This is a genomic window from Shewanella sp. GXUN23E, from assembly GCF_050865035.1.
Taxonomy (GTDB): Bacteria; Pseudomonadota; Gammaproteobacteria; order Enterobacterales; family Shewanellaceae; genus Shewanella.
Map to the genome: position 1 here is coordinate 393589 of NZ_JBOZWP010000001.1, position 24576 is coordinate 418164.

The 24576-nt window shown below is 52.1% G+C and carries 19 protein-coding genes; 4 read left to right on the forward strand and 15 right to left on the reverse strand.

Going from position 1 to position 24576, the window contains the following annotated elements; all coding sequences use genetic code 11:
• Positions 1-98 precede the first annotated feature (98 nt).
• On the reverse strand, positions 99-2759 hold the full coding sequence (locus ACRRUX_RS01670) for a TonB-dependent receptor (RefSeq protein ID WP_432526519.1): 2661 nt from the start codon (positions 2757-2759) through the stop codon (positions 99-101).
• Between the two features lie 384 nt (positions 2760-3143).
• On the opposite strand from ACRRUX_RS01670, the gene ACRRUX_RS01675 reads away from it, so the two are divergent.
• From ACRRUX_RS01675 to ACRRUX_RS01685, 3 genes are all read left to right on the forward strand, one after another.
• Complete coding sequence (locus tag ACRRUX_RS01675; RefSeq protein WP_432526521.1) at positions 3144-4679, forward strand: sulfatase; 1536 nt, start codon at positions 3144-3146, stop codon at positions 4677-4679.
• 56 nt (positions 4680-4735) lie between these two features.
• The gene (locus tag ACRRUX_RS01680; protein ID WP_432526744.1) at positions 4736-6280 is read left to right on the forward strand and encodes a sulfatase family protein; all 1545 of its coding nucleotides are present in this window, start codon (positions 4736-4738) and stop codon (positions 6278-6280) included.
• Between the two features lie 668 nt (positions 6281-6948).
• Positions 6949-7299, forward strand: coding sequence for a hypothetical protein (locus tag ACRRUX_RS01685; RefSeq protein ID WP_432526523.1), 351 nt, complete (start codon positions 6949-6951; stop codon positions 7297-7299).
• Between the two features lie 452 nt (positions 7300-7751).
• Here ACRRUX_RS01685 and ACRRUX_RS01690 read toward each other — a convergent pair whose 3' ends face one another.
• The 9 genes from ACRRUX_RS01690 to ACRRUX_RS01730 all read right to left on the reverse strand — a co-directional run bounded on the left by ACRRUX_RS01690 (position 7752) and on the right by ACRRUX_RS01730 (position 18089).
• Entirely contained in the window at positions 7752-9257 is a 1506-nt protein-coding gene (locus tag ACRRUX_RS01690) for an arylsulfatase (protein ID WP_432526525.1), read from the reverse strand.
• Positions 9258-9266: 9 nt separating this feature from the next.
• Positions 9267-10439: a galactokinase gene (gene galK / locus ACRRUX_RS01695; RefSeq protein ID WP_432526527.1), complete on the reverse strand. Its 1173-nt coding sequence runs from the start codon at positions 10437-10439 to the stop codon at positions 9267-9269.
• On the reverse strand, positions 10436-11479 hold the full coding sequence (locus ACRRUX_RS01700) for a UDP-glucose--hexose-1-phosphate uridylyltransferase (RefSeq protein WP_432526746.1): 1044 nt from the start codon (positions 11477-11479) through the stop codon (positions 10436-10438). The genes galK and ACRRUX_RS01700 overlap by 4 nt, the downstream gene beginning before the upstream one ends.
• A gap of 11 nt (positions 11480-11490) precedes the next feature.
• A complete protein-coding gene (gene galE / locus ACRRUX_RS01705; RefSeq protein ID WP_432526529.1) occupies positions 11491-12492 on the reverse strand; it encodes a UDP-glucose 4-epimerase GalE in 1002 nt (333 codons plus the stop codon).
• Between the two features lie 113 nt (positions 12493-12605).
• On the reverse strand, positions 12606-13502 hold the full coding sequence (locus ACRRUX_RS01710; RefSeq protein WP_432526531.1) for an aldose 1-epimerase: 897 nt from the start codon (positions 13500-13502) through the stop codon (positions 12606-12608).
• Between the two features lie 353 nt (positions 13503-13855).
• Positions 13856-14743, reverse strand: coding sequence for an SMP-30/gluconolactonase/LRE family protein (locus ACRRUX_RS01715; RefSeq protein WP_432526533.1), 888 nt, complete (start codon positions 14741-14743; stop codon positions 13856-13858).
• Between the two features lie 4 nt (positions 14744-14747).
• Positions 14748-16313 (reverse strand): sodium/sugar symporter, encoded by a 1566-nt coding sequence (locus ACRRUX_RS01720; RefSeq protein ID WP_432526535.1) that lies wholly within the window; start codon positions 16311-16313, stop codon positions 14748-14750.
• Between the two features lie 72 nt (positions 16314-16385).
• Positions 16386-17324, reverse strand: a complete 939-nt coding sequence (locus ACRRUX_RS01725) for a 2-dehydro-3-deoxygalactonokinase (protein WP_432526537.1) — start codon at positions 17322-17324, stop codon at positions 16386-16388.
• Positions 17325-18089: an SDR family NAD(P)-dependent oxidoreductase gene (locus ACRRUX_RS01730; protein WP_432526539.1), complete on the reverse strand. Its 765-nt coding sequence runs from the start codon at positions 18087-18089 to the stop codon at positions 17325-17327.
• Between the two features lie 411 nt (positions 18090-18500).
• Here ACRRUX_RS01730 and ACRRUX_RS01735 point away from each other — a divergent pair, with 411 nt between their 5' ends.
• On the forward strand, positions 18501-19235 hold the full coding sequence (locus tag ACRRUX_RS01735) for a FadR/GntR family transcriptional regulator (protein WP_432526747.1): 735 nt from the start codon (positions 18501-18503) through the stop codon (positions 19233-19235).
• Positions 19236-19309: 74 nt separating this feature from the next.
• Here the strand turns inward: ACRRUX_RS01735 and nlpI are convergent, their stop codons facing one another.
• The 5 genes from nlpI to rbfA all read right to left on the reverse strand — a co-directional run bounded on the left by nlpI (position 19310) and on the right by rbfA (position 24518).
• Complete coding sequence (nlpI, locus tag ACRRUX_RS01740) at positions 19310-20215, reverse strand: lipoprotein NlpI (RefSeq protein WP_432526541.1); 906 nt, start codon at positions 20213-20215, stop codon at positions 19310-19312.
• 194 nt (positions 20216-20409) lie between these two features.
• Positions 20410-22509: a polyribonucleotide nucleotidyltransferase gene (gene pnp, locus ACRRUX_RS01745; RefSeq protein ID WP_432526543.1), complete on the reverse strand. Its 2100-nt coding sequence runs from the start codon at positions 22507-22509 to the stop codon at positions 20410-20412.
• A gap of 272 nt (positions 22510-22781) precedes the next feature.
• A complete protein-coding gene (gene rpsO, locus ACRRUX_RS01750; RefSeq protein ID WP_432526545.1) occupies positions 22782-23051 on the reverse strand; it encodes a 30S ribosomal protein S15 in 270 nt (89 codons plus the stop codon).
• A 94-nt stretch (positions 23052-23145) separates the two neighbouring features.
• The gene (gene truB / locus ACRRUX_RS01755; protein ID WP_432526547.1) at positions 23146-24096 is read right to left on the reverse strand and encodes a tRNA pseudouridine(55) synthase TruB; all 951 of its coding nucleotides are present in this window, start codon (positions 24094-24096) and stop codon (positions 23146-23148) included.
• On the reverse strand, positions 24096-24518 hold the full coding sequence (gene rbfA, locus ACRRUX_RS01760; RefSeq protein ID WP_432526549.1) for a 30S ribosome-binding factor RbfA: 423 nt from the start codon (positions 24516-24518) through the stop codon (positions 24096-24098). The genes truB and rbfA overlap by 1 nt, the downstream gene beginning before the upstream one ends.
• Between the last annotated feature and the right edge of the window lie 58 nt (positions 24519-24576).

The window sequence follows — 24576 nt, forward strand, 5'->3', positions numbered from 1 at the left end:
GGATTACACTGGTGAAATCAGGCGGGAAATAAAGAAAGGCCCCTAACGGGGCCTTAATATTGATGAAGGCTACTGACTCACCTTCTTCAACAGCGGGATTAAAAGCTATAACTCAATCCCAAGTGATATCTGCGACCATAGATATAGTTTTCATATAAACGCTCTTCAAACTCGGCAAATTGTCGCTGTTCGGCATTTGTCAGGTTGATCGCGTTAAAGGTCACAGACAGGTTTTTGGTAATATCATAACTGGCGGTGAAATCCAGTTGTCCATATGCATCACCAAATACCACATCTTCCTGGCGTCCTGATGGTTCAATCAGGAATTTACTGCGGTAGTTATAAGCAAGACGGCTGCTGAAATCATATTTCTCGTAATACAGCGCCGCGTTATAACTGTTTTTCGACAGTCCGGGCATACCGAAGTTATTGGCCACACCTTCGCGACTGAAGTTTGCATCACTGTCCTGATAGGTGTAATTGAGGTTAATGCCAAATCCATCCAGGAAACCCGGCAAATAATCGAATTGATGTTGCAGAGCAATTTCCGCACCTTTCACTGTAGCTCCCACTCCGTTGGTTGGAGCAATAACTTCAACGTCATTACCCTGATCATCCACAGAGGTGCTTCTCAAGTCGAAAATAAAGGAGTCGACATCTTTATAAAACAGTGCTGCAGAGAGCACTGAGGCCTCTTTGAAGTACCATTCCAGAGACAGGTCATAGGCGGTGGCACGATAAGGGTCCAGCTTGGCGTTACCCTGACGGATGATAATAATATCTTCACTGTTACTGATGGCTTGGTGAGCAGACAGATCAACCAGAGATGGACGCGACATGACTTTGGCTACTGCACCGCGAAGCAGCAGATCGTCAGTCAGTTCCAGCGCCAGGTTGAAAGATGGCAACACATCCGCATAGTTGTTGGTGACCTTACGCTCAGTAAGACTGCCATCCAGTTCCTCGGTAGAGCCAAGGGACTCTACGTCCGTGTTAACGTAACGGACACCGAAGTTTCCTCGCAATGCCTTGTCACCAAATACCTGAGTATCATAGTCTACCCGGACATAGGCGCCCTGGGTGTTTTCGGTCACATCATAGTCAAACGAAGGCACATGCTCGACACTGAAATCAAACCCTTCTGCCAGCGCAGCCTCACGCATTGCTTTAAGCGGCGTCTTGGCCCAACTCTGGCTGGATACCTGTGCATCAGAGCCGTCATAAAGCCCTGTAATGTTGCCATCGGCAAATTCACTCAGGCTGTGACCATTAAAGGGAGAATTCACATGTTCAAATTTAATCCGGCTCTTATTCTGATGCTTGATTAACGCACCGAAACTGATGCCGTTAAAAATATCGTGATCAATTGCGCGCTGCAGATCAAATTTGAATGTTTCCTTGGTATCTTCAATATCGTAAAGCTGAACCCTGAAAGTTGGCGCTTTAGTGGTATAAAACTGAATATCCCCCGGATTATCCGGAATATCATCTCCGGGGAAATAGTAATCAATAACCGGGAAACGCCCCTCAAGATGATAGTCCATCTCAAATGCATTATCGGCCTGGGCAAATGAGGTCGCATTATCATCGGTATGACGTAAGCTGTGGGAATACCCTATTTCTGACGATAACTGCCAGTCGTCATTGATATTATATTCGCCGCCCAGTGTGCTGGTGACGGTTTTGGTGGTTTCTTTACTGTACCAGGCGTTATTAAATAACTGAGCATCTGATATTCTGGCGGCAACTAAAGTGCCATTCTCATTAATCACTGCGGAATCAGAGTTATCCTTAATAACTTTTGATTTATTTTTACCGGTATTAACGGGGAAACGGGTTTCTAGGAAAGTTTCATCGCGAACCTGTACCAAATGGCTGTACAAGGTATCCCAATACAATTCCAGGGCATCCGTGGGTTGCCACTGGAACGACAGCGTACCATCGGTACGGGTGCGCTCAGTGGTGCCGGTTTGATAACGGATACGGTTCAGATAAGAATACTCATCCCCCACTTCTCCGCCTTCGACAACACCATCTTTGGCTTCAACAGTATTTTCACGCCACCCCCAGCCACGCAATGCATCTTCCTGCAAAGTTCTGACGGTATGGTTGGCAGACAGCAACACGCCAAAAGTTTTGTCTTCATTCTGGCGACTGACCAGACCTGACAATCTGGGCTCGGTTTTATTGGTCAATTCTGAGTAATCAGCAAAGGCAGATATCTTGGTTTTGTCGCCCTTGAAATCCAGTGCACGGCGGGTCACGACGTTAACCGTGGCACCAATACCGCCTTCTTCCATATCGGCGGTCGGGCTTTTGATCACCTGCAGTGCCGATACGTTTTCTGAAGAAATGGCATCAAAGGAAAACTCCCGTCCTTCACCGGCAGCACTGGCCTGCCCCTGGCCGTTAACGGTAATTTGTGTCAATCCTGGTGCGACGCCGCGAACGCTGACAGTCGAACCTTCACCATCACTGCGGGAAATGGTCACCCCGGTCACCCGCTGCAATGCATCAGCAACGTTTTCATCCGGCAGTTTGCCGATGTCTTCTGCCGAAATCATGTCTGCAACCTGATCGGCAAAGCGCTTATCATCCAATGATTTTTTGAGGCTGGACTTAATACCCCGCACCTCAATGACTTCCATTTCCTGCTTGTTGACATCCGCCTTTTCCGCTGCGACCGCAATCTGACTGGTCCCCCCAGCCAACACACTCAAACATGCCAGCGATATCGCACTCTTTCGAAACGACGTCATAACCCCTCCACCTGTTGTCTAATTGTTATAGCAAATAGAAACCTTCACTGGCGGGGATGACCCCTACGACATGCCAAATGACACTTCCAGTTTTCTATGATTTATAGTATTAATAATTTAATAGCAACAAAAGATCAACACGCACGAAACATTCTTTCGTTATGGAAGTGAGAGACGGAGGAATCAACTTAATGCAAACAGCAGGTTAGCATAAACAATCAAGCACTCTTAAGTATGCAATTAAGAACAGACAATTTAATTCAGCACAAAATGCTGTAGTTACGAGACTGCACAGACAAATGATTGACTTACTTGCCAGCTACAGAGTGAACGCTGACAAAATGTAGCGACAAGTTTGAAAAATATGGAACAGGGAGACACCTGGTGAACAAGAGACTGAAAATCATCGCCACCGGCGGCATAGCGTTGCTGTGCCTGTGCCAGCTTCCGGTGCAGGCAATAGTGCTGGACAGGCTGCTGAACGATACCAACACCCCCGTCAACGTCCGGGCAAGCCAGCCGCAAACAGCGGCAGACAAGGCGCTCAATGGTGAAGCACAACCCAATGTACTGCTGATCCTGGCCGACGATCTGGGGATTATGGATACCCAGGTATATGGCGCTCACCAATATGCCACTCCCAATATCAACACCCTGGCCAATGCCGGAGTGCGCTTCAGCCAGGCCTATACCAATGCCGGTAACTGCGCGCCCAGCCGGGCCAGTTTAATGACCGGGCTGACACCGGCTGAGCATGGAATTCTGACCGTAGGCAGCAGCGCCAGAGGCAAACCGGCGCTGATGAAGCTGACCCCCCCTAAAAATCGCACCGAGCTTGACCCGGCCATTCCAACTCTGGCCGATCTGTTCAAACTCAGGGGCTATCACACCGCTATCATAGGTAAGTGGCATTTGGGAGAGCAGCCACTGACAGCTTATGGATTTGATGAGGCACTTGCGGCCTCGGGACTGGGCCATGCGCCCAGCCATTTCTTTCCCTATGGCGCAGACAAACGGGCACTGCCGGGACTTGAACAGCCAAAGCAACAGGATGAGTATCTGGCCGATCGCCTGACCGCTGAAGCCATCAGCTACATGCAGCAACAACAGTCACCGTTTTTCCTGTACCTGCCCTTTTACGCAGTCCACACGCCAATTGAAGCGTCAGAAAATGACATCCGCCCGCATCTACCGGCAATGCAGGCAGGCAAAATCAAAAATGCTACTTATGCAGCCATGGTCAGCAACCTGGATACCAATGTGGGCAAACTGCTCAGCGCGCTCCAGACCATGGGCAAGGCCGACAATACCCTGGTGATCTTTGCCTCGGACAACGGCGGATTCGAGCCGGTCACCTCATCACTGCCCTACCGGGGCGCCAAAAGTACCCTGTTTGAAGGCGGCATCCGCACGCCATTGCTGATGCGCTGGCCAGGGGTCATCCCGCCTGATACCCAAAACCAAACCCCGGTACAGCTTTCCGAACTGTTTGCGACTGTCAGTCATCTGCTGGGGCTTGAACAGACCCAGGACAATCTGCTGACGCTGGCAGTCAGGCAACAGCAAAAAAGTGACAAAACCCTGTTTTGGCATGCGCCGGTCTATATGACGCAAAATGCCGCAATCAATTCAGATCCTGCATATTCTTATTGGAAACATACGCCGGCTTCGGCGATCCGCGACGGGCATTACAAATTAATCCATAACGACGAAACGGACACCAATCTGCTGTTCGATTTGCATGCCGATCCGGGAGAACAACAGGACATAGCCGCCAGCCGGAGCGATATCGAACGCCAGCTGTATCAAAAATTGCGGGCCTGGCAGCGCATGGTCAATGCACCTATGGCTGACCAAGCCAATCCGGCATACCACCCGACTTCGCCCGCGCCGCAACAAGTTTATCAATCCTTGCCTTAACCTATGAAAAGAGAACCAGTATGAAGCACAAGTCCCTACTCTGGTTGCCAGCCCTGATGGCTCTGCTGCTCCAGGCCTGCAACCCCAGCACACAGGCGCAATCGAACGCGACCGCGGCACAACCCGGCGTGGCCGAAGCGTCCGCCAAAAAGGCGCCTAATCTGGTCATCATTTATGCCGATGATCTGGGCTATGGCGATGTCGGCAGTTACGGTGCCACTGGCGTTGCCACCCCCAATATCGATGCATTGGCCGCCAATGGTCTTAAACTGACGGATGCTCACGCCTCGGCGGCCACCTGCACCCCTTCGCGTTATTCGCTGCTGACCGGGGAGCACGGCTTTCGCAGCAAAGCAGCCATTCTGCCCGGCGATGCACCTTTGCTGATCAGTCCCAGCCAACCTACCTTACCCAAATTGCTCAAACAGGCCGGTTATGCCTCGGCGGTCATAGGTAAGTGGCATCTGGGGCTGGGGGATGGTCAGGTTGACTGGAATCAGGCGGTGAAACCCGGCCCACTGGAACTGGGTTTTGATTACAGCTTTCTGCTGCCGGCCACCGGCGATCGGGTACCGACTGTCTATCTGGAAAACCACCATGTGGTTGGGCTGGAACAGGCCGATCCGCTGGAGGTCAACTATCAACACAATATAGGTCAGCGGCCCACCGGGCTGGATCACCCGGAATTGCTGCGGATGAAAGCCGACCCCCAGCACTCCAACACCATAGTCAATGGCGTCAGCCGGATAGGCAGCATGAGTGGCGGCGAGGCGGCTTACTGGGTGGATGAAGAGTTTGCCGACATCTTCACTGAAAAAGCAGTGAACTTCATGCGGGCCCACAAGGACCAACCTTTCTTCCTGTTTCACTCCATGCACGATATTCATGTGCCCAGACTGCCCAACCCCAGATTCAAGGGTAAATCCAGTATGGGGCCAAGGGGCGATGCCATTGCCCAGCTGGACTGGATAACGGGTCAGATAATCAAGGAACTCAATACCCTGGGCATTGCCGATAACACCATAGTGATGTTCACCAGCGATAACGGTCCGGTGCTGCACGATGGTTATGAAGATCAGGCAGTGGAACTGGTGGGAGATCACAGACCGGCGGGGGTTTTCCGGGGTGGCAAGTACAGCGCCTACGAAGGTGGTACCCGGGTGCCGACCATCCTTTACTGGCCGGGCACCATAGCGCCCAGAGAAAGCGCGGCACTGGTGTCACAACTGGATATTTACGCCACTATGGCAGATATTCTCGGCCTTAAACTGGCTGACGATGAAGCTATTGACAGCGTCCCCCTGACTGACGTCTGGCTGGGCAATTCCGATCAGGGGCGGGAGTGGCTGGTTAAAGAGTCGGTCGGCACCTTATCCCTGCGTCACAATAACTGGAAATATATCCGGCCATTTCAGGGCGAATCTTTGCCGGACTGGCTGCATAACAAAGATGTCGAAACCGGTTTGCAGCATGAGCAGCAACTCTACAACCTGAGCAATGACGCCGGTGAAACCACCAATCTGGCGGTCAACGAATCCTCGCAGCTGGCGCAGATGCAGACCCGGATGGAGCAGATAGTGCAGCAGGGCTACCGCCCTTAAGCGACCGCGCTTTGGCAGCGAGTTGGTTCAGCGGGCATCAGCTCTGGCAATGGTTACAAGCCAACCGGTCCGGAGCTAATTTGTTGATAAAAAAGCAAAGCACGACGCTTGTGCTCCCAATCCGACGAGCGCTCCTAGAGCGACATTGTAATCAGCCGCAACTAGGGTTGCGGCTGATTTTTATCTGAACCTCCACTTCCCCAACCTGATACCCCAGTCATTGCGTTCGCGACAACGTCCCGCTGAGTTGGCATCAAGCCGGCAATCATCGCCACATTGAGTTCAGAGCAGCAACCATCGGCCAGGTAAACAGCGAGTTGGATTTATCCGGAGAATCGACACAAAAAAACATGACATCGAATTAATCCCAGCCCTGACGCCCTAATCTTTCGGATCGCATAAACTCGGGGTCTTATACCAATTTCATTTAATAGTTGATCTGTTTCAGCGGGAGTTCAATGCGCTTGAGACAAGGCGAGCTGGCGAAGTCATAGTGGTGCTATGTCAAGACGGCTCAACACAGTATCAAGCGCATTGAAACCCGCACTGCGTGAGCGTGTCAGGTATCCTGCTTCTGTGTTGCATTGCTCTCAAAGGGAGCCACCCTTAGTCAATCAATGCGCCTTGAATCAGAATCCCTGACACGCTCTGAATTGATCAAACTATTAATGAAGTTGGTATTAAGTCCACAGATGATCCCTATTTCCCAGGTTTTACCTTTGGTGGATAAGCACCTGAAACATATGGCCGCAAACGAGGCGGTAAGATTTAAAACCTATAAGAAAGACAGAAGCATACTGATATATTGCCGGGCGATGGGCGAGTTTTCGCTGATTGAACAGGGCTTTCACCATCACACCTGCACAGGCGACAGGCACAGCATCCTTAAGCAAACGAAAAAGGCGTTGCAGCGGGAGTTTCCACGAAGTAACACAGCCTGGGTCGAATATTTTGAGCAGGTGGATGACCCGTTCAATCTAACCTCAGCCCACAACCGCCAGGCCTCGCTGTTTGACTGAAAGCAGCATGAGCGATGATGCAAAGCCATCACAGGTGATAATGCAAGCTCATCACACAGTCAGCGCAAAAAAGGATTCCCGAAAAAAGCGCCGGCCAGGTTGCTGGATAGCCGATAGTTGTCGGGACTCTGATATTGCTTCGGATTGGCAACGATAGATAATTGCCAGCAGGATGGCTGATGACGACCAGTAGGGGTTGTCTCTAGTGAACGTGGCGCCGATAAACGCCATTTGAGGCACAAACAACACCGCAAAACCGGATAACGTTCGTTATCGTTGGCGCGATTTGTCTTCCTGCTCCCTGCTTTTTGATACTTTGATGTGATATTGACGGCTTGATTCTGACTGTCTAAATCAGATTTCCCGGCGCTGATTTGGGGTATGGATGATGCTGAGTTCCAGGCTCCCGCAATCCGACCAGCGTCGACGCGGGAGCACTCTGAAACGGTTAATCAGTCGAAGTTCCAGATATCCAGTGACGATGCCTGTCGCTGATTCATTACCGCCAACGCCCGGGCCACCAGCTGTGGATGTTGAGCGGCAACATCCACGGATTCAGCCGGATCACTCCCAAGCTGATACAGCTCAATGTTCCCCGGCACCATAGCGCCGTGCTTTTTGTCGGCACCTTTGGTCCTGGTGAAATGACGTATGGCCTTCCAATCCCCCATCACCACGGCCTGGGAAGGATTACCGGCATGAAACTCCCAGTAGAGTGTATCGTGAACCTGCTGCTCTTTGCCCCGCAGCGCTGGCAGCAACGATTGCCCCTGAATGGTAACAGGAGCCGGTATTCCCAGCAGCTCGGCAAAGGTTGGCAACATGTCCCAGAATGCCGAAACCACCTGGCTTTCAGAGCCGGGCTTAATATTGCCCGGCCAGCGGGCAATCATAGGTGCCCGGATCCCACCTTCATACAGGGTTGCCTTTTCCCCCCTAAGGCCTGCGGTACTGGCAAAGAAGTCAATATCCGAGCCACCGGCGCTGGAGGCACCGTTATCGCTGGAGAAAAACACCAAGGTGTTGTCGTCCAGATGCAACTCCTTGAGCAAGGCCATCATTTGTCCTACCTGAGCATCCATGGCGGAAATCATTCCTGCTCTTGCCGCCCTTGGCCGCGGGTGAGGCGTGTAATCGTTGCCCCCGGTCACCTGATGCGGTACCTCGTCAAACTCATATTGTGCCAATGCCTCATCCGGCACCTGCAGCGCGGCATGGGGAACAACGAAAGGCACATACAGGAAAAACGGCTCATGCTGATAACGACGGACAAAATCCTGCGCTTTGGCAAAAATCAGGTCAGGCGCATAATCCGGCCCCATATAAGCATGATAGGGCTGCACCTCGGATGGTTTGGGATGCACATCAATAACCGGATTGTGCAGCAACTGGCGTTGCTCGTTGTGCCACAGATAGGGCGGGAAATAATTATGGGCATTGCGCTGATCAAGGTAGCCATAAAACTCATCAAAACCCATGTTGAATGGGTTACCGCTGCTGGTCATGGCGCCCAGGCCCCATTTGCCAAAGGCCCCGGTACGGTATCCGGCCTGTTGAAACAGATGCGCAACCGTCAGAGTTTCTGATGGCAACGGAATTTGCCCCAGATTCTCAGGTACCGCTGACTTGGCCTTACTTTGCTGGTTGCCTCTTACCGCTGCATGACCCATATCCATGCCAGTCATCAAACTGGCTCTGGATGGGGCACACACTGAGCTGCCTGAATAATGGCGGGTAAAAAGCATCCCCTCACTGGCCAGCTGATCTATGTGGGGAGTGTGTATCTTCTGCTGACCATAAGCCCCAACATCCCCTACCCCCATATCATCAGCCAGAAAGTAAACCACATTGGGTGGCCGGGAAACCGGCGGCGTCTCTACCGCTTTATCCAACTCGCAATACGCCACTGCTGACATACCGCCGGCCAGCACCAATGCCGGAATCCACCATTTATTCATCGCCGTGTCTCATCCATGCGCCGCCATGGCAGCTTCAAATACACCTGTTTGCAAGCCATCACCGGCGTGGGCCACGTAGATGGTTTCCTCCAGTCCAAAACTGGCACAGTATTGAGTGGATACTGCCTTTATCACCTTGGGAACATCCTCATGGTGACAGATACAGATCACTGCCCCGCCAAAACCACCGCCCGTCATCCGGGTAGCACACCGGTTACCCAATGCCTGCTGACATATCTCCACCAGCCCGTCAGTTGCCGGCACAGTCACCTCAAAGTCTTGCTTGAGTGAGGTATGAGATGCCGTCATCAGCTCACTGAGCCTGGATAAATCATCCTGCAACAGCGCCTTGGCCGCTGCCACGACCCGGGCATTTTCGGTGATAACATGGCGGGCACGCTTGAACTCATTGACCGTCATCTTACTGCGGACCGTCTCCAGCAATGGCATGGTTGCCTCTCTGAGACTCGACACGCCCATTTTGGCGGCCGCGTTCATACAATCGCTGCGACGCAGGTTGTACTCGCTCTCCACCAGCTTGCGGGGAAAGTTGGAGTTGATCACCACCAGCGCCAGATCCTCAGGAATGGGATAGTGCTGAATACTCAAATCCTGACAATCGATCATCAGCGCCTGATTCTGACTGGCTTTGGCGGACACCAGCTGATCCATGATGCCGCACTGACAATCCATAAATTCATTTTCAGCCTGTTGTCCCAGCAGCGCAATTTGCTGCTCGCTGAGCGCCAGTCCGAAAGCCTGGTTCAACGCGCCGCCCAACGACACCTCCAGCGCCGCCGAAGATGATAGCCCGGCGCCCTGCGGCACGTCTGAGCTGATGAGAATGTCCAGGCCACCCAGCTGGTACCCCTGCTTCTGATAAACATAGGCGATAGCACGGATGTAATTGCCCCAGTGCAGCAATCCATGACGCACCGGTTCGTTAAGATCGATGACTTCACATTCATCCGGATAGTTGATGGAATAGGCTTTAATCAAATTATCGTCACGCAGACGATAGGCAACCCAGGTACGAAACTGCAATGCGCAGGGCAATACCAGCCCTTCGTTGTAATCGGTAAATTCCCCAATCAGATTGACCCGCCCCGGGGCACTGCTGTACCCCTGCGGGGAAGTTGCAAACAGTGTTTCAAACTGTTCAAAAAGTTGCACAGGGATCATGGCCGCGCCTCCTTGGAATAATGTGTTTGGCTGACGTCACGCAGCAGTTTGGCCGCAGTTTCCGCAGTTAAATCTCGCTGGCTTTCAGCCAGCATCTCATAGCCCACCATAAATTTCTTCACTGTGGCCGAACGCAACAGGGGTGGATAAAAATGGGCGTGCAGGCGCCAGTGTTGTTTGTCCTGCAAATCCTGAGGCGCATTGTGCCAGCCCATTGAATAAGGGAAGCGACACTGGAACAGATTGTCATAGCGAATAGTCAGCTCTGACAGAATGGCCGCCAGCGTCTGTTGCTGTGATTCGTCCAGCTGTCCCAGATCTGTCAGCGCGCATTTGTTCAACAGCAGCGTTTCAAATGGCCATTTGGCCCAGTAAGGCACTACAACCAGCCAGTGTTCATTCTGGGCGACAATCCGACTTGTGTCGGCCAATTCCATCTGTACATAATCATCCAGCAAACAGCTCGCCTTCTCACTGAAATATGCCGCCTGGTGCGTATTCTCGGTTTCAATTTCAGATGACCTATGATGATGGGCCCAGATTTGTCCATGGGGATGCGGTTGTGAACATCCCATGACTGCGCCTTTGTTTTCAAAGATATGAATACAGGGATAGATAACTGACAGCTCGCGGTAATGCGTTACCCAGGTATTCACCAACAGCGAGATGGCCTCAGGAGTCATATCCGCCAGAGTTTTGCCGTGATCCGGTGAATAACACACTACCCGGCACTCGCCGCACACCGGCTCAGCCTTGGCCAGTATCCCCCGCTGGGCGGGTAGCTCTGGCGGCATGTGGGGCAATATGGCACCAAAATCATTGGTAAATACAAAGGTACTGTCGTATTCCGGATTGGCTTCGCCGTTGGCTCGTTGATTACCCGGACACAAAGGACAATCCGCGTCATAAGCCGGGATATCGTCCTGTGGCAGAGTCTCTGTCGCGCCCAGCCAGGGGCGGTTATTACGGTGTGGCGACACCAGTACCCACTCGTCCAGTAATGGGTTGTACCGCCGGTGAGGAAATTCAAACGCCTTCATCATCTATCCTTTCAGATACCCATGGGGTAGTTGAGTTGCCAATGCCACACATCGGTGACCATTGCAGTCAAATCTTTGTGGGCCTGCCAGCCCAGTACCTGCTGCGCCAGTTCGCTGTTGGCATAGGAGCACGGCACATCACCCGGACGGCGCTCGACAAATTCACAGGGGATCGCTTTGCCCGATACTTGCCTGAAAGTCTCTATCAACTGGGTCACCGAGTATCCCTGACCAGTCCCCAAATTGCAGGCAAAGTAGCCTTCCAGCCTGGCCTTCAGCGCCATCACATGACCGCTGGCCAAGTCCATCACATGGATATAATCGCGCACCCCAGTGCCATCCGCAGTGGGATAATCGTTACCAAAAACGCTCAGCAAACTGCGTTTACCCACGGCCACCTGTGCTACATAGGGCATCAGATTATTGGGTGTTCCCAATGGGTTCTCTCCCAGCTCACCGGACTCATGCGCCCCCACCGGATTGAAATAGCGCAGCGCCGTTGCCTGCCAGCGACTGTCAGCCTGACAAAGATCCGCCAATACCTGTTCAACCATCACCTTACTCCAGCCATAGGGATTGGTGGCGCGCAGCGGATGATGCTCATCAATCGGAATGTAGTCAGGCTCGCCGTACACAGTCGCCGACGAACTGAATACGATTCGTCTGACACCAGCACTGTCCATCGCCTGCAGCAATGACAGCGTACCGCTGACATTATTGTCGTAGTAATTCAGAGGCTCGACGGTCGACTCACCGACGGCTTTCAGCGCAGCGAAGTGAATCACAGCCTCACAGCCGTAGTGCTCAAGAGTCTGGCGCACCAGTGCGGTATTTCTGATATCCCCTTCAACAAAGGCAGGCGTCACGCCGCTGATTTTATTTATCTGCGTCAGTACAGCCTTGCTGGCGTTGGACAGGTTATCGAAGATCACTGGTTGGAAGCCCGCATCCAGCAGCGCCAGACAAGTGTGACTGCCGATATATCCCATCCCTCCGGTTACCAATACCTTCACCGTGTCCCCCTAAATTTGACCAGAAAATGACAACAGAATTTAATTTATATTATAAATACCATAATAAGCAAGTTCGTTGACAATGTTTTTACATTTCCCGGCAGCCTCTCCCTTTATCCTGCTTTGACCGACGCCGGAAACAACTCCATCCACACGGTAAACGACTCCCCCGGCTCCAGCAGCGCCGTGCCAGAGTCAGTCAAACCGGCCTGCTGTCGGTTGAAGCCATCGATACTCATACTCTGGGGCTCAACACAGAAGTAATCCTCAGCATCTGGGCAATAGACCTGCAGAAACCGACAGCTGTTGGACGTGCGCATATCCAGCTGCACTCCTGCACCAGGCCAGATAATCCGGCAGGGGCTTTTAAAACCGCTGAACAGGTTATCCAGACCGCTGCCCTGCAGCGCCATCCCCTGGTCGGTCTGCAACTGAGGCGATACCGGAATTTTGCCCTCCGGCATCATGTTGTCATCCACCAGCCACTGCTCCTCACAATCGGCGATCAATCTGACATCCGGTGTCATACAAAAATAGGGATGAAAGCCTGCACCCACCGGCATCAGTTCAGTTCCCTGATTGGTGATAACCATCTCAGCCCGCAGACTGCAGCGACTCAAAGAAAAACGTTGAAAGCACAGGTAGGAAAAAGGCCATTGTCCTGGATCGTCCTGATGATGACTTATCAGGATCTGACTGCCGCTGAGGTGCTCAAGCGTCCAGCTCTGCTGCCAGCCAAACCCGTGTATTGCATGTGACTCAGGAGGCAGATTGGCCTGCAGGCTAACTAGGCCTCCCTGCCAGGCAAACTGCGCATCCTGAATACGGTTACAAAACGGCAGCATGGGAAAACAACCCGTTGCCAGCGGCGTGTTGTCTTTATTCCAGCGACGTAAAATGGGTTGCCAATGACCGTCTATCAGCGCATCAAAGGATGCAATGCTGCCCCCCAGCGCAGGCAACACTGACAGCCTGAGAAACTCATTGGAAATACTTACCAGTTCAGACATTCCGCTCCCTCATTTTTATTGCATTATTTATAGTATAATTAATATCAATTAAACGAGTTTGCCCAAAGTGTCAATAACAAACCGATAACATTTGAAGAGTGGAGGTCAGTCAACGGCAGAAAATGAAACCGCGCAGTACCATCGTCGACAAGAAGAAAGGGGCTGACCGCAGCGAAAGTCCTGCGGACAAAGCACCAGTAAAAACCGGGAGTTGGCAGCACATACGGCAATGCCAACAGCAGAAAGAAGCCAAGGAACAACGACAAGGAAAAAACAGATCACGTTACATGAATAAACACTCGGCAAACCAGAAAAACCAGGGGCGATAACCCGACAGAAAACCGGAAGCAATCTCAAGGCGAAAAGCAGTTGCCCGCAAGTCCCCTGGTCCCCTGAACCTGAAAAACCAGCAAGTCGCCGGCCTGAGGTTGGCTTGCCAAGGTCTCGGCATCAAGTCCCGTACTGGCGGAGGAAACAAACAGCAAATCCAGTTTTGCACCACCAAAAGAGACACAGCTGCATTGACTGGTGGGCATGGGAATAATCAGATCTATCTGACCATCAGGGCGATACCGTACAACCCGCGCACCACCCCACTGGGCATTCCACAAACAGCCTTCGCTGTCGATGACAGAGCCATCGGGATGGATCCCCGCTGGCGTCGAGGCAAATACTTCCCCCTCCCCCATACTGCCATCAAACAAGTTGAACGCATGCCTGAATATCAGGTTACGGGCCGAATCAGCACAGTAAATCCAGCGGTTGTCGGGACTCCAGGCCAGACCGTTGAATATCTCAAATCCGCTGAGCATCTCCTGGCACTGGTAGCCGCTCAGGCGATAAAGACTGCCGGATGACTTTACTCTGGTATCCTGCTCTATCATAGAGCCACACCAGAAACGTCCGGCCGCATCGACCCGTCCGTCATTCAGGCGCAATCCAGCGCTTTCTGTTTGCAGCCGGTATAACCAGCTCAGTTTACCGCTATCGACCTCGTACAATGCCACGCCCCGGTCAAAGGCCGCGATCAGAGTACCCGGCTTATCTGTCAGTCCAAAACTGCACAGCCGATAGGGTAAAGAATACTGGGTTAATGCCCGCCTGGACGGGCAAAAGTTTGACAGGGTGCGGGCTTCAATATCGGTCCACCACACCCTTTGCTGCGACGCATCCCAGGTAACGCCCTCTCCCAGCAGATTGCCTGTGGGTACCGAATAGAGAAAACGGACTGAGATGCTCAAGGCATTACCACCAGGCAGAATATTCGGCGATGAGGATCAGCGCCACAGCGACCCCGGCAATGTTATATCCCTTTGAGGTAACGAAATTTACATCTGCCAGCTCAATCGCCTTAGGCTGAACTTTATTCTGCTCAACCAAAGAGACCAGGATGGCGAGCAGACCACAAAGGATAAATACCAGCCCAACCCTATCCATGAATGGCAACTGCGGCCACCATAGCTTGAATCCAAAAGACAGTACCGCCGAGCCAAGCGCTGCGGCAAGACCACCATTGGCGGTGGTTTTATTCCAGAACATACCGAGCAAAAACAGCACCACGATGCCAGGCGTAAAGAAGCCGGTAAATTCCTGAATATACTGGAATGCCTGATCGAAATTACCCAGCAGCGGCTTGGCCGTCACCAGCGCGATCACCAATGACAGCAAACTAACCAAACGGCCTACCTTCACCAGATGAGCAGGATCATGCTGTTTGTTGCCCAGTTTGTTGTAGATATCCATGGTAAAGATGGTCGCAATACTGTTGGTCATCGAGGCCACGGACGACACGATGGCAGCAATAACGGCGGCAAAAATCAACCCTCTGATCCCCTGGGGCATCAGCAACATCAGCTCAGGATAGGCCCGGTCCGGACGTTCAAGCCCGGGCAGCAGCAAATAAGCAGCGATCCCCGGCAACACCACAATGATCGGCATCAGCAGCTTGAGAAACGCCGCAAACGCGATACCTTTTTGCCCCTCTCTCAGACTCTTGGCGGCCAGTGTCCGCTGGATAATGTATTGATTAAAACCCCAGTAAGACAGGTTCATCACCCACATACCGCCCACCAAGACCGACAACCCCGGCAAATCCACGTAATGAGGATGATCGGGCGCCAGAATCATGTCGAACTTTTCCGGAGCGCGGGTCATCAGATTATTCAGACCACTGATAACTCCCTCTCCATCACCCAGCATGCTGAGCGTGGTGAAGGTCAAAAACAGACCACCGAAAATCAACAACACCACCTGGATGATATCGGTGAAGGCCACCGCTTTCAGACCTCCGTAGAGTGAGTATGCGATGGAGAACAGACACAGGAACAGCATGGCATAAAACATATCCACACCAGCCATGGTGTTGACCGCCAGCGCCCCCAGCCACAGCACGGAGGTGAGGTTGACAAACACATACACCCCAAGCCAGAAAATCGCCATGGTCAGCCTGACCCGCCCATCGAAACGATATTCGAGAAACTGTGGCATGGTGTAGATTTTCTTCTTGAGGAAAATGGGCAGAAAATATTTACCCACAATGATCAGCGTAATAGCCGCCATCCATTCATATGACGCAATGGCCAGACCAATCTGGTAACCGGAACCGGACATACCGATAATCTGTTCAGCGGAAATGTTGGCGGCAATCAATGAAGCGCCAATCGCCCACCAGGGAAGGGTATTGCCCGCCAGAAAATAGTCATTGGCGTCTTTCGTATGTCCGGCCTTCTCGCGGGAAACCAGCATGGCGATAGTAAAAAGTGTCACGACATACAGCGCGAACACTGATAAGTCTACTGTGGTCAGTTCCATATACTCCCCCAATGAGCATATTTTTGTTGTTGTGAAGCGCACGTGCCATTGGTCACGCCGCAGGATTAACCATCAGCTCAAGACCGCCCGATAAATCGCGGAATAACCACTGATGCAGGTTTCCTGGTCGTCGATACAGACAACCGGCAAATTTTTAATTTTCATTGTTGTTTCAAAAAGTTCGCATAAGGGACGACGACCTATCAGCACTAACGAATCCAGCTCATCAAGCTGCCATTCTTGCGCCATGATAGCGGCCCTGACATCGCTGCCGATAAGCAGGCCGGACAGATACGAAGTCGCCTGCCAGGGGGTGAGTTTCCCCAGGATCTGCAAGGTTCTGACCCCAAATAAGCCATGCACAAACTGACCGTTTTCACTCTCCAGCGTCAGCCTGGCAGCCATGCTGAACACCTGCTGATCTATCTCGTCACTGCGCTGCTGCACCAACACACTGCGTTCACTCAGCAGCTCAAACAGTTCTCCGGTGATGGCAGTTTTAACCATGCGGATAAGCCCATCTTCAACCAGCACCCATTTGGTATGAGTGCCCGGCAAGCACAGCAGATGTTTGCCTTTGGTATGCTCTTGCGCCAGCTGTAACCAGCCCAGCACGTGGATTTCCTCCCCGCGCATCACATCCAGATGTTGACTGTCGTCGGCGCAGCACACTCCGGGGATCACATATACCCGATGCCCACCGGCAGAAAAACTCACGCTATGACCGGCGACATCCACTGGCGAGACAGGACAATACACATAGGGCGCTTCATGCCAACCAAGATTGGAACCTATGTGGCCGGACATCATCACGGGCAGACAACCATATTCAGCGCGCCAGTGCGCTATCACAGAAGTTAAAATCGCCTCAAACTGACGTTCAGCCTTGGCCACCCCCGGACCAACTGCGGTATCCAATATCTGCAACCGTTGCTGTCCCTGCCTGCATAAATAGGCTCTGAGACAACTGGCTCCCCAATCGACCAGAATGACCTTATCAGCCGCTGTCACTTATATTCTGCCTCCGTCGATCACCATGCACTGGCCGGTGATGAAGCCGCTGTCCTCGGATGCCAGAAACAGAGCCAGCCTGGCGATATCTTCAGGGAGTATGCGCTTTGGCACTGCGACCATTTCCATCAGCTGCTGCTCCTGCTCTGGCGACAACCATTGATTCAACTGGCGCTCAGTCGCCACCCAACCCGGGACAATGGCATTAACCCGTATTCCGTCAGCGCCGAAATCCCGGGCCAGGGCCTTGGTCAATCCGGCAAGGCCTGCTTTGGCGGTGATATAACCAGCCATATTGCGCTCACCTATGTAGGCCAGATTGGAACAGAAGTTCAGGATCACGCCGCCATTGGCCTTCATCAGTGACACTGCAGCCTGCGCAGCGAAAAACGCCGGATGCAGATTGATGCTCATACAGTGCAGCCAGTCTGACTCTGTCAGCGTGGCCGAATCCTGACGGCTGTCGTTACCAACGTTATTAATCAGCACATCCAGTTGTCCAAACTGACCACCTACCAGCGCTATTTCACGCTGCAACGTTTTGGTATCAGTCACATCCACAACTGCAAACCGAAGTTGCCGGTCAGCCGCAGGAGTCAAGGCCTGCGCCAGCGCTTCACCTGCGGCCTGATTCGTGTCCACAAAGGCGACATTGGCGCCCTGCTCAATAAAGGCAGTCACCAGCGCGGCGCCAATCCCGGTTGCGCCGCCCGTTATAAAAACCCCTCGCCCGTCCAACCGATAATCGAGCTGTGAGATGGTCATAAATCTGCTCCTAATCAATAGCCCCAAAAGAAAAGCTGTAACAGCTTAGTCACTTTTGCAACTATTTCAGCCAATTAATCCTGATTGATTAGGTTATTTCTCCACTCATTCCCCTGCGGCAATGTTCAACACCATGGACCGCCCTTCTACTCAACCGTTGTTGTCCCGCTTCCGGGTACAACAGGCAGGATGATTTATCCTGCTCAAATCTATTTATAATATTTATACTACACTTAACATAAAGTCAACATAGCGACTTACCCCACACCAATGGGTGTTTTTTGCCTTGGATGGGATTTTCCGATTGCCACGCGGTTAAAACTGGGTAGGATGAATTACTTGATGAACAGAATTTATGTGCTTTTTTCGCCCCTGGCACATTGGCTATTTACGTGATTAATAAGAAATATGATGAATCTACGTGAGAAACATAATTTAACCCATCAGCTGACCCACGATCTCGGGATTGAGATTGTTAAGGGTAATTATGCGATTGGCAGTGGACTCCCTTCTGAAGCAGAGATCTGTTCTATTTACAGCGTAAGTCGCAGCGCTACCCGTGAAGCAGTAAAAATGTTGTCGGCAAAGGGCCTGATCACCTCTCGCCCCAAACAAGGCATTCGGGTAATGCCTGAACATAACTGGAACTTGTTTGATACTGATGTTTTGAGCTGGATATTAAGTTCCAAACCGTCAATTCAGTTGCTGCATGAGTTCACTCAGATGCGGGTAGCCATCGAACCGCAGGCGTGTGCGCTGGCAGCCCTGCAGGCGAATGCCGAGCAGCTCAGACACATTGAACATGCGCTCAACCGGATGCGTGATGCCGATAACGGCCTGGATGATCCACTGGAAGCGGATATCGCGTTCCATACCGCCATCCTTGAGGCCAGCGGCAATCGGTTCTTCTATCAGCTGACCAATTTCATCGCCACAGCTTTGCAGGTGAGTATTCGCTATACCAACAGAATCAAAGGGGTCCCCGGAGCAGATGTGCTGAAACATCAGCATATTCTGGAAATGATCAAGTCCCGGGATGCCAATGCAGCCTATCAGGCTTCAAAAGAAATTCTGGATGAGGCAATTCTGTTGATTGAATCCCAGTTTGTTGAGCGCACAGCCCCCATGCCGGCAATGTCTGAGTAGAGAGCCTGGCTTGCCTTACACCAATAAAAAGAGCCGCAGTCAGCGGCTCTTTTTATTGGGTTCGGCAGACGCAGTTATTGCTGCTCAGTCTCGATATCTTCATTGCTGAGATCCAGAATCTTCTGCAACTCCTGACGGGCATATCTGTGCTCTACAAAATCATAAATGTTGGTAGCCAGTGCCAGTTTGAAATAGTTGCTCGCCTCGTCAAGGTTTCCTGCAGCGATTTCCCATTTGGCCAGATAGAAATAAGCCTCACACAGACGCTCTGTGTACTCGTTTATATCAATAACCCCATCTGCAGCCGCATCAAACAGCCCGGATTTATCGAGTCTTGCCAGATAAAAATCAACAATCGCGCTGGACCAGGCACCATCCGGCAGATTATTTCGCTGCTCGGCAAGATTTGCCAATGCTGCCTGAGGATGACTCTCGCTGTCCACCAGATATAACCACAGCGCCCGATATCCATCCTGGGGTTGCAGTTGATAGAAGGTGCGTAAATCCCCTACCGCCAAATCCTTGCGGTCACCATAGTAAAGGGCGATACCTCGGTTAAGGAAGGCATAATCGTAATCGGGAGCAAGTTCCAGCACGCCATCAAAAGCCTCGTAGGCACTCTCATACTCTCCTTCCTGAGTGTAATAAATCCCCAGAAAGTTGTAAGCATCGGCCAACTGTGGCTCAAGCTTCAATGCCTGATGAAAATCAATTCTGGCCAACAGGCGCAAACCAACGCTGTCATAAATGACGCCCCGCTCATACAGAAAACGAGCCCTCTGCTCCTGCGACAACTCCATACTGCCCAGAATCTCGTTGAGTTTGGCCAGTGTCACTTCTTTCTTATATTCAGGCATGGGCGGTACTACCACCATCTTGCCCTGCAGATCAGGGCGTTCGGCGGTACTGCTGCAACCTGTACCAAGCAGGCTCAACCCCAGCGTCATGGCAAGCAATGCAAAGGGAAACTTTGATTTCATCCTTAATACCTATATGCGTAAGTCCCGCCAACTCCCCGACCACTGGGTACAGGTTAAGCGGATACTGTATCGCTCCATAATAGCAACCCACTGCTCCAGGCGCCATCGACAAAAGTCACTGTATTGCTTTGTTATTTAACAAAAACAAAAAGGAGACCCGCAGGTCTCCTTTATTAGCAGTATGAATAATTAACTTATTCAGCCGCTGGCGCTTTGGTATTGGCTTCTTTGATAGACAGACGCACACGGCCCTGACGATCTACTTCCATTACCTTAACGTCTACTTCCTGGTTCAGTTGCAGATGGTCAGATACGTTGGTTACACGTTCTTCAGCAATCTGAGAGATGTGAACCAGACCGTCTTTGCCTGGCAGGATGTTAACGAAAGCACCGAAATCTACGATACGGATAACTTTACCCTTGTAGATACGACCGACTTCAACTTCAGAAGTGATCTCTTCGATACGACGGATCGCTTCACGGGTAGCATCACCGTTGGTAGAGGCGATCTTCACAGTACCGTCATCTTCCAGTTCGATAGTGGTACCGGTTTCTTCGGTCAGCGCACGGATTACCGCACCGCCTTTACCGATAACATCACGGATCTTCTCTGGGTTGATCTTGATGGTGGTAATGCGTGGTGCGTGATCAGAGATGTCTGCACGTGGCGCTTCGATAGCCTGATCCATCACATTCAGAATGTGAACACGGGCACCGTAAGCCTGCTGCAGCGCAATTTCCATGATCTCTTTGGTGATACCTTCGATCTTGATGTCCATCTGCAGTGCAGTCACACCTTCACGGGTACCGGCTACTTTGAAGTCCATGTCGCCCAGGTGATCTTCGTCACCCAGAATGTCAGACAGTACGACGAAGTTGTCGCCTTCCTTCACCAGACCCATAGCAATACCGGCTACAGAAGTCTTGATAGGTACACCGGCATCCATCAGCGCCAGAGAAGTACCACACACAGAAGCCATGGAAGAAGAACCATTGGATTCGGTGATTTCAGATACCACACGTACTGAGTATGGGAACTCTTCAGAAGTCGGCATTACCGCGTTAATACCGCGCCATGCCAGCTTGCCGTGACCGATTTCGCGGCGCTTTGGCGAGCCAACCATACCGGTTTCACCCACAGAGTATGGCGGGAAGTTGTAGTGCAGCATAAAGCGATTGGTGCGCTCGCCCATGATAGAGTCGATCTTCTGCGCGTCACGCTCGGTACCCAGAGTACAGGTAACCAGTGCCTGAGTTTCACCACGGGTGAACAGGGCAGAGCCGTGAGTACGTGGCAGCACGCCAGCCATCACAGACAGGGCACGAACCATATCAGGCTCACGACCGTCAATACGTGGCATACCGGCGATGATACGGCTACGAACAACCTGCTTCTCCAGGCTGCCCAGCAGATCAGCGGCTTCACGCACGTCCAGCTCAGGATTGGTTTCCTGCAGCTTTTCGATAGTGGCTTTCTTGATCGCGCCAACCGCTTCGTAACGCTGTTGCTTGGCAATGATCTGGTAAGCCGCAGTCAGATCTTCTTCAGCCAGTTCTTTGATCTGGGCAACCAGAGACTGATCCTTTTGAGGAGCTGACCAGTTCCACAGTGGCTTACCCGCTTCAGCGGCAAACTCTTTAATGGCATTGATAACAACCTGCTGCTGATCGTGACCGTAAACCACAGCGCCCAGCATCACTTCTTCTGGCAGCGCTTTGGCTTCAGATTCAACCATCAGTACCGCAGCCTGAGTACCGGCAACCACCAGATCCAACTGAGAACCAACCAGTTCAGCAGCACCTGGGTTCAGGGTGTATTCACCGTTTACATAACCAACACGGGCAGCACCCAGCGGGCCATTAAATGGAATACCTGAAATCGCCAGCGCAGCAGAGGTACCGATCATGGAGATGATGTCGGGCTCAATCTGTGGGTCAACAGACACTACAGTGATGATTACCTGAACTTCGTTGGTGAAACCATCAGGGAACAGTGGGCGGATTGGACGGTCGATCAGACGTGCAATCAGAGTTTCGTCTTCAGATGGACGGCCTTCACGCTTGAAGAAACCACCAGGGATCTTACCGGCTGCGTAAGTTTTTTCCTGATAGTTTACAGTCAGAGGGAAGAAGTCACGGCCTGGATCGGCTTCTTTCTTGCCAACCACAGTCACCAGAACAGTGGTGTCGCCCATGCTGGCCAGAACGGCGGCATCGGCTTGACGGGCAATAACGCCTGTTTCCAGGGTGACAGTATGCTGACCATACTCAAAACTTTTTACGATAGGATTCACTTGACCCATTCCTTAATTTAATGACCTTAAATACGCGCGTAAGTATACTGCAAGTGCCTGTTACAGATAAAGGGCTCCCGGGGTTCGGGGCACGCTTATTTTTTGTTCCCGCTGCCGTCTGCAACATGGGCATAATCGCAGTTAAGCCAACCGGTCACAGACACCAGCCGGAGCCTTCAGATTGTTCGCGGACACAAAAAAAGCCACCCTGAGGGTGGCTTTGAAATAACAAAAAAGGAGGCAGATGCCTCCCTCTTTTGAGCGAAACGCGATTAGCGACGCAGACCCAGCTTCTGGATCAGTTCTGCATAACGTGCAGCTTCGGTACGCTTCAGGTAAGCCAGCAGCTTACGACGAGCAGAAACCATACGCAGCAGACCACGACGAGAGTGGTGATCGTGGATGTGTTCTTTGAAGTGGTCTTGCAGGTGGTTGATCTGCGCAGTCAGCAGAGCTACCTGAACTTCAGTAGAACCAGTGTCGTTTTCACCGCGGCCGAATTCAGCTACGATTTTTGCTTTCGCTTCAGTACTTAGTGACATGAGTCTCTCCAAAAATATAAGTATGTCTTCAGCCGATCACTAACTCAGCCGAAGGAGCGGTATTTTAGCCACATTCGCCAGTTGGCGCAAGCCGTTATTCCTGTGGGCCTTGGTGCAATACAATCAAGCGTTTGGGAGCAAGCAGACCATCATCGTTCATCTGACCGACGCCCACGAAGCGACGCTCATCCCCCAGAGTAATACGCACCAGGGTGTCAGGTTTAAGCCCGCTGACCTGCACCGGATTACCATTCATCAGATAACCGGCAGCCGCATCGGCCACATTGGCCTCAGGCAGATCCGCAACGGCTGTGTCCATCGGCAGCAGCATAGGGTCGAGCAATTCCTTCGGCGGGATGTCTTGCTCACGGGCCTGCTCCAGCAAGGCTTCCAGCTGTTCCAGCGTCACCATTTTTTCATAGGGGTAACCGGCCACCGCGGTGCGGCGCAGCATCACCACATGGGCGCCACAACCCAGCATCTCACCCAAATCATCAATGATGGTGCGAATATAGGTGCCTTTGGAGCAGTGGATATCCAGTGTCAGCTCATTGCCTTCAAGCTTGATAAAGTTCAGCTCAAATACAGTGATTGGCCGCGCCTCACGGGGTACTTCTTTGCCTTCACGGGCATACTTGTACAGCGGCTGCCCCTGATACTTGAGCGCTGAATACATGGATGGCACCTGCATGGTGTCACCCCGGAAATGCTCCAGCGCATCCAGCAGTTGCTGCTCGGTAAAATTCACCTCACGGGTTTGCACCACTTCACCATCGCTGTCGCTGGTATCAGTACGCTCACCCAATTTGGCCGTCACCAGATAACGCTTATCGGCATCCAGAAGGTGTGAAGAGAACTTGGTCGCCTCCCCCAGACACACGGGCAGCATACCGGTTGCCAGCGGATCCAGCGCACCGGTGTGGCCTGCTTTAGCAGCATTGTAGATGCGCTTGACCCGTTGCAGCACATGATTGGAGCTTTCGCCCGTGGGCTTATCGATCAGCACTATGCCATCGACGAAGCGACCTTTGGGACGACGCGCCATCAGTCCTGCTCCCCCTGGGTATCCTGATCCTGCTCATCCTGGGTGCCAAACTTTTCTGCCTTGGCTTTGTCAGACTGGATCACCTGAGACACCAGGCTGGACATGCGCATACCTTCCACCAGAGAAGCGTCATAGACGAACCTCAGCTCAGGCATCACCCGCAGTTTCATGCGACCGGCAACCAGAGTACGGATATAAGGCGCCGCCACTTCCAGTGCTGCCAGCTTATCTTCAATAGCCTCTGGGTTGTCTTCAAAGAAAGTGACAAACACCTTGGCATAACTGAGATCCCGGGATACGTCCACGTCGTTGACAGTAACCATGCCGACGCGGGGATCTTTCATTTCGCGCATCAACACCATCGCCAGCTCCTGTTGCAGCTGCTGGCCAATACGACGGGTACGACTGAATTCTTTTGCCATAATAATCACCAAAGGGCGGCCACACCGGCCCCGGGAAACAGCGAATGACATTCACTGC

What these genes read in the sequence shown, in the direction of transcription:
- ACRRUX_RS01710 (WP_432526531.1), bottom strand. Translation starts at nt 13,502, where the DNA reads ATGTCTGAACTGGTAAGTATTTCCAATGAGTTTCTCAGGCTGTCAGTG.
- rbfA (WP_432526549.1), bottom strand. Translation starts at nt 24,518, where the DNA reads ATGGCAAAAGAATTCAGTCGTACCCGTCGTATTGGCCAGCAGCTGCAA.
- ACRRUX_RS01735 (WP_432526747.1), top strand. Translation starts at nt 18,501, where the DNA reads ATGAATCTACGTGAGAAACATAATTTAACCCATCAGCTGACCCACGAT.
- ACRRUX_RS01670 (WP_432526519.1), bottom strand. Translation starts at nt 2,759, where the DNA reads ATGACGTCGTTTCGAAAGAGTGCGATATCGCTGGCATGTTTGAGTGTG.
- ACRRUX_RS01685 (WP_432526523.1), top strand. Translation starts at nt 6,949, where the DNA reads ATGAAGTTGGTATTAAGTCCACAGATGATCCCTATTTCCCAGGTTTTA.
- ACRRUX_RS01690 (WP_432526525.1), bottom strand. Translation starts at nt 9,257, where the DNA reads ATGAATAAATGGTGGATTCCGGCATTGGTGCTGGCCGGCGGTATGTCA.
- truB (WP_432526547.1), bottom strand. Translation starts at nt 24,096, where the DNA reads ATGGCGCGTCGTCCCAAAGGTCGCTTCGTCGATGGCATAGTGCTGATC.
- nlpI (WP_432526541.1), bottom strand. Translation starts at nt 20,215, where the DNA reads ATGAAATCAAAGTTTCCCTTTGCATTGCTTGCCATGACGCTGGGGTTG.
- ACRRUX_RS01730 (WP_432526539.1), bottom strand. Translation starts at nt 18,089, where the DNA reads ATGACCATCTCACAGCTCGATTATCGGTTGGACGGGCGAGGGGTTTTT.
- ACRRUX_RS01700 (WP_432526746.1), bottom strand. Translation starts at nt 11,479, where the DNA reads ATGAAGGCGTTTGAATTTCCTCACCGGCGGTACAACCCATTACTGGAC.
- rpsO (WP_432526545.1), bottom strand. Translation starts at nt 23,051, where the DNA reads ATGTCACTAAGTACTGAAGCGAAAGCAAAAATCGTAGCTGAATTCGGC.
- ACRRUX_RS01720 (WP_432526535.1), bottom strand. Translation starts at nt 16,313, where the DNA reads ATGGAACTGACCACAGTAGACTTATCAGTGTTCGCGCTGTATGTCGTG.
- galK (WP_432526527.1), bottom strand. Translation starts at nt 10,439, where the DNA reads ATGATCCCTGTGCAACTTTTTGAACAGTTTGAAACACTGTTTGCAACT.
- ACRRUX_RS01680 (WP_432526744.1), top strand. Translation starts at nt 4,736, where the DNA reads ATGGCTCTGCTGCTCCAGGCCTGCAACCCCAGCACACAGGCGCAATCG.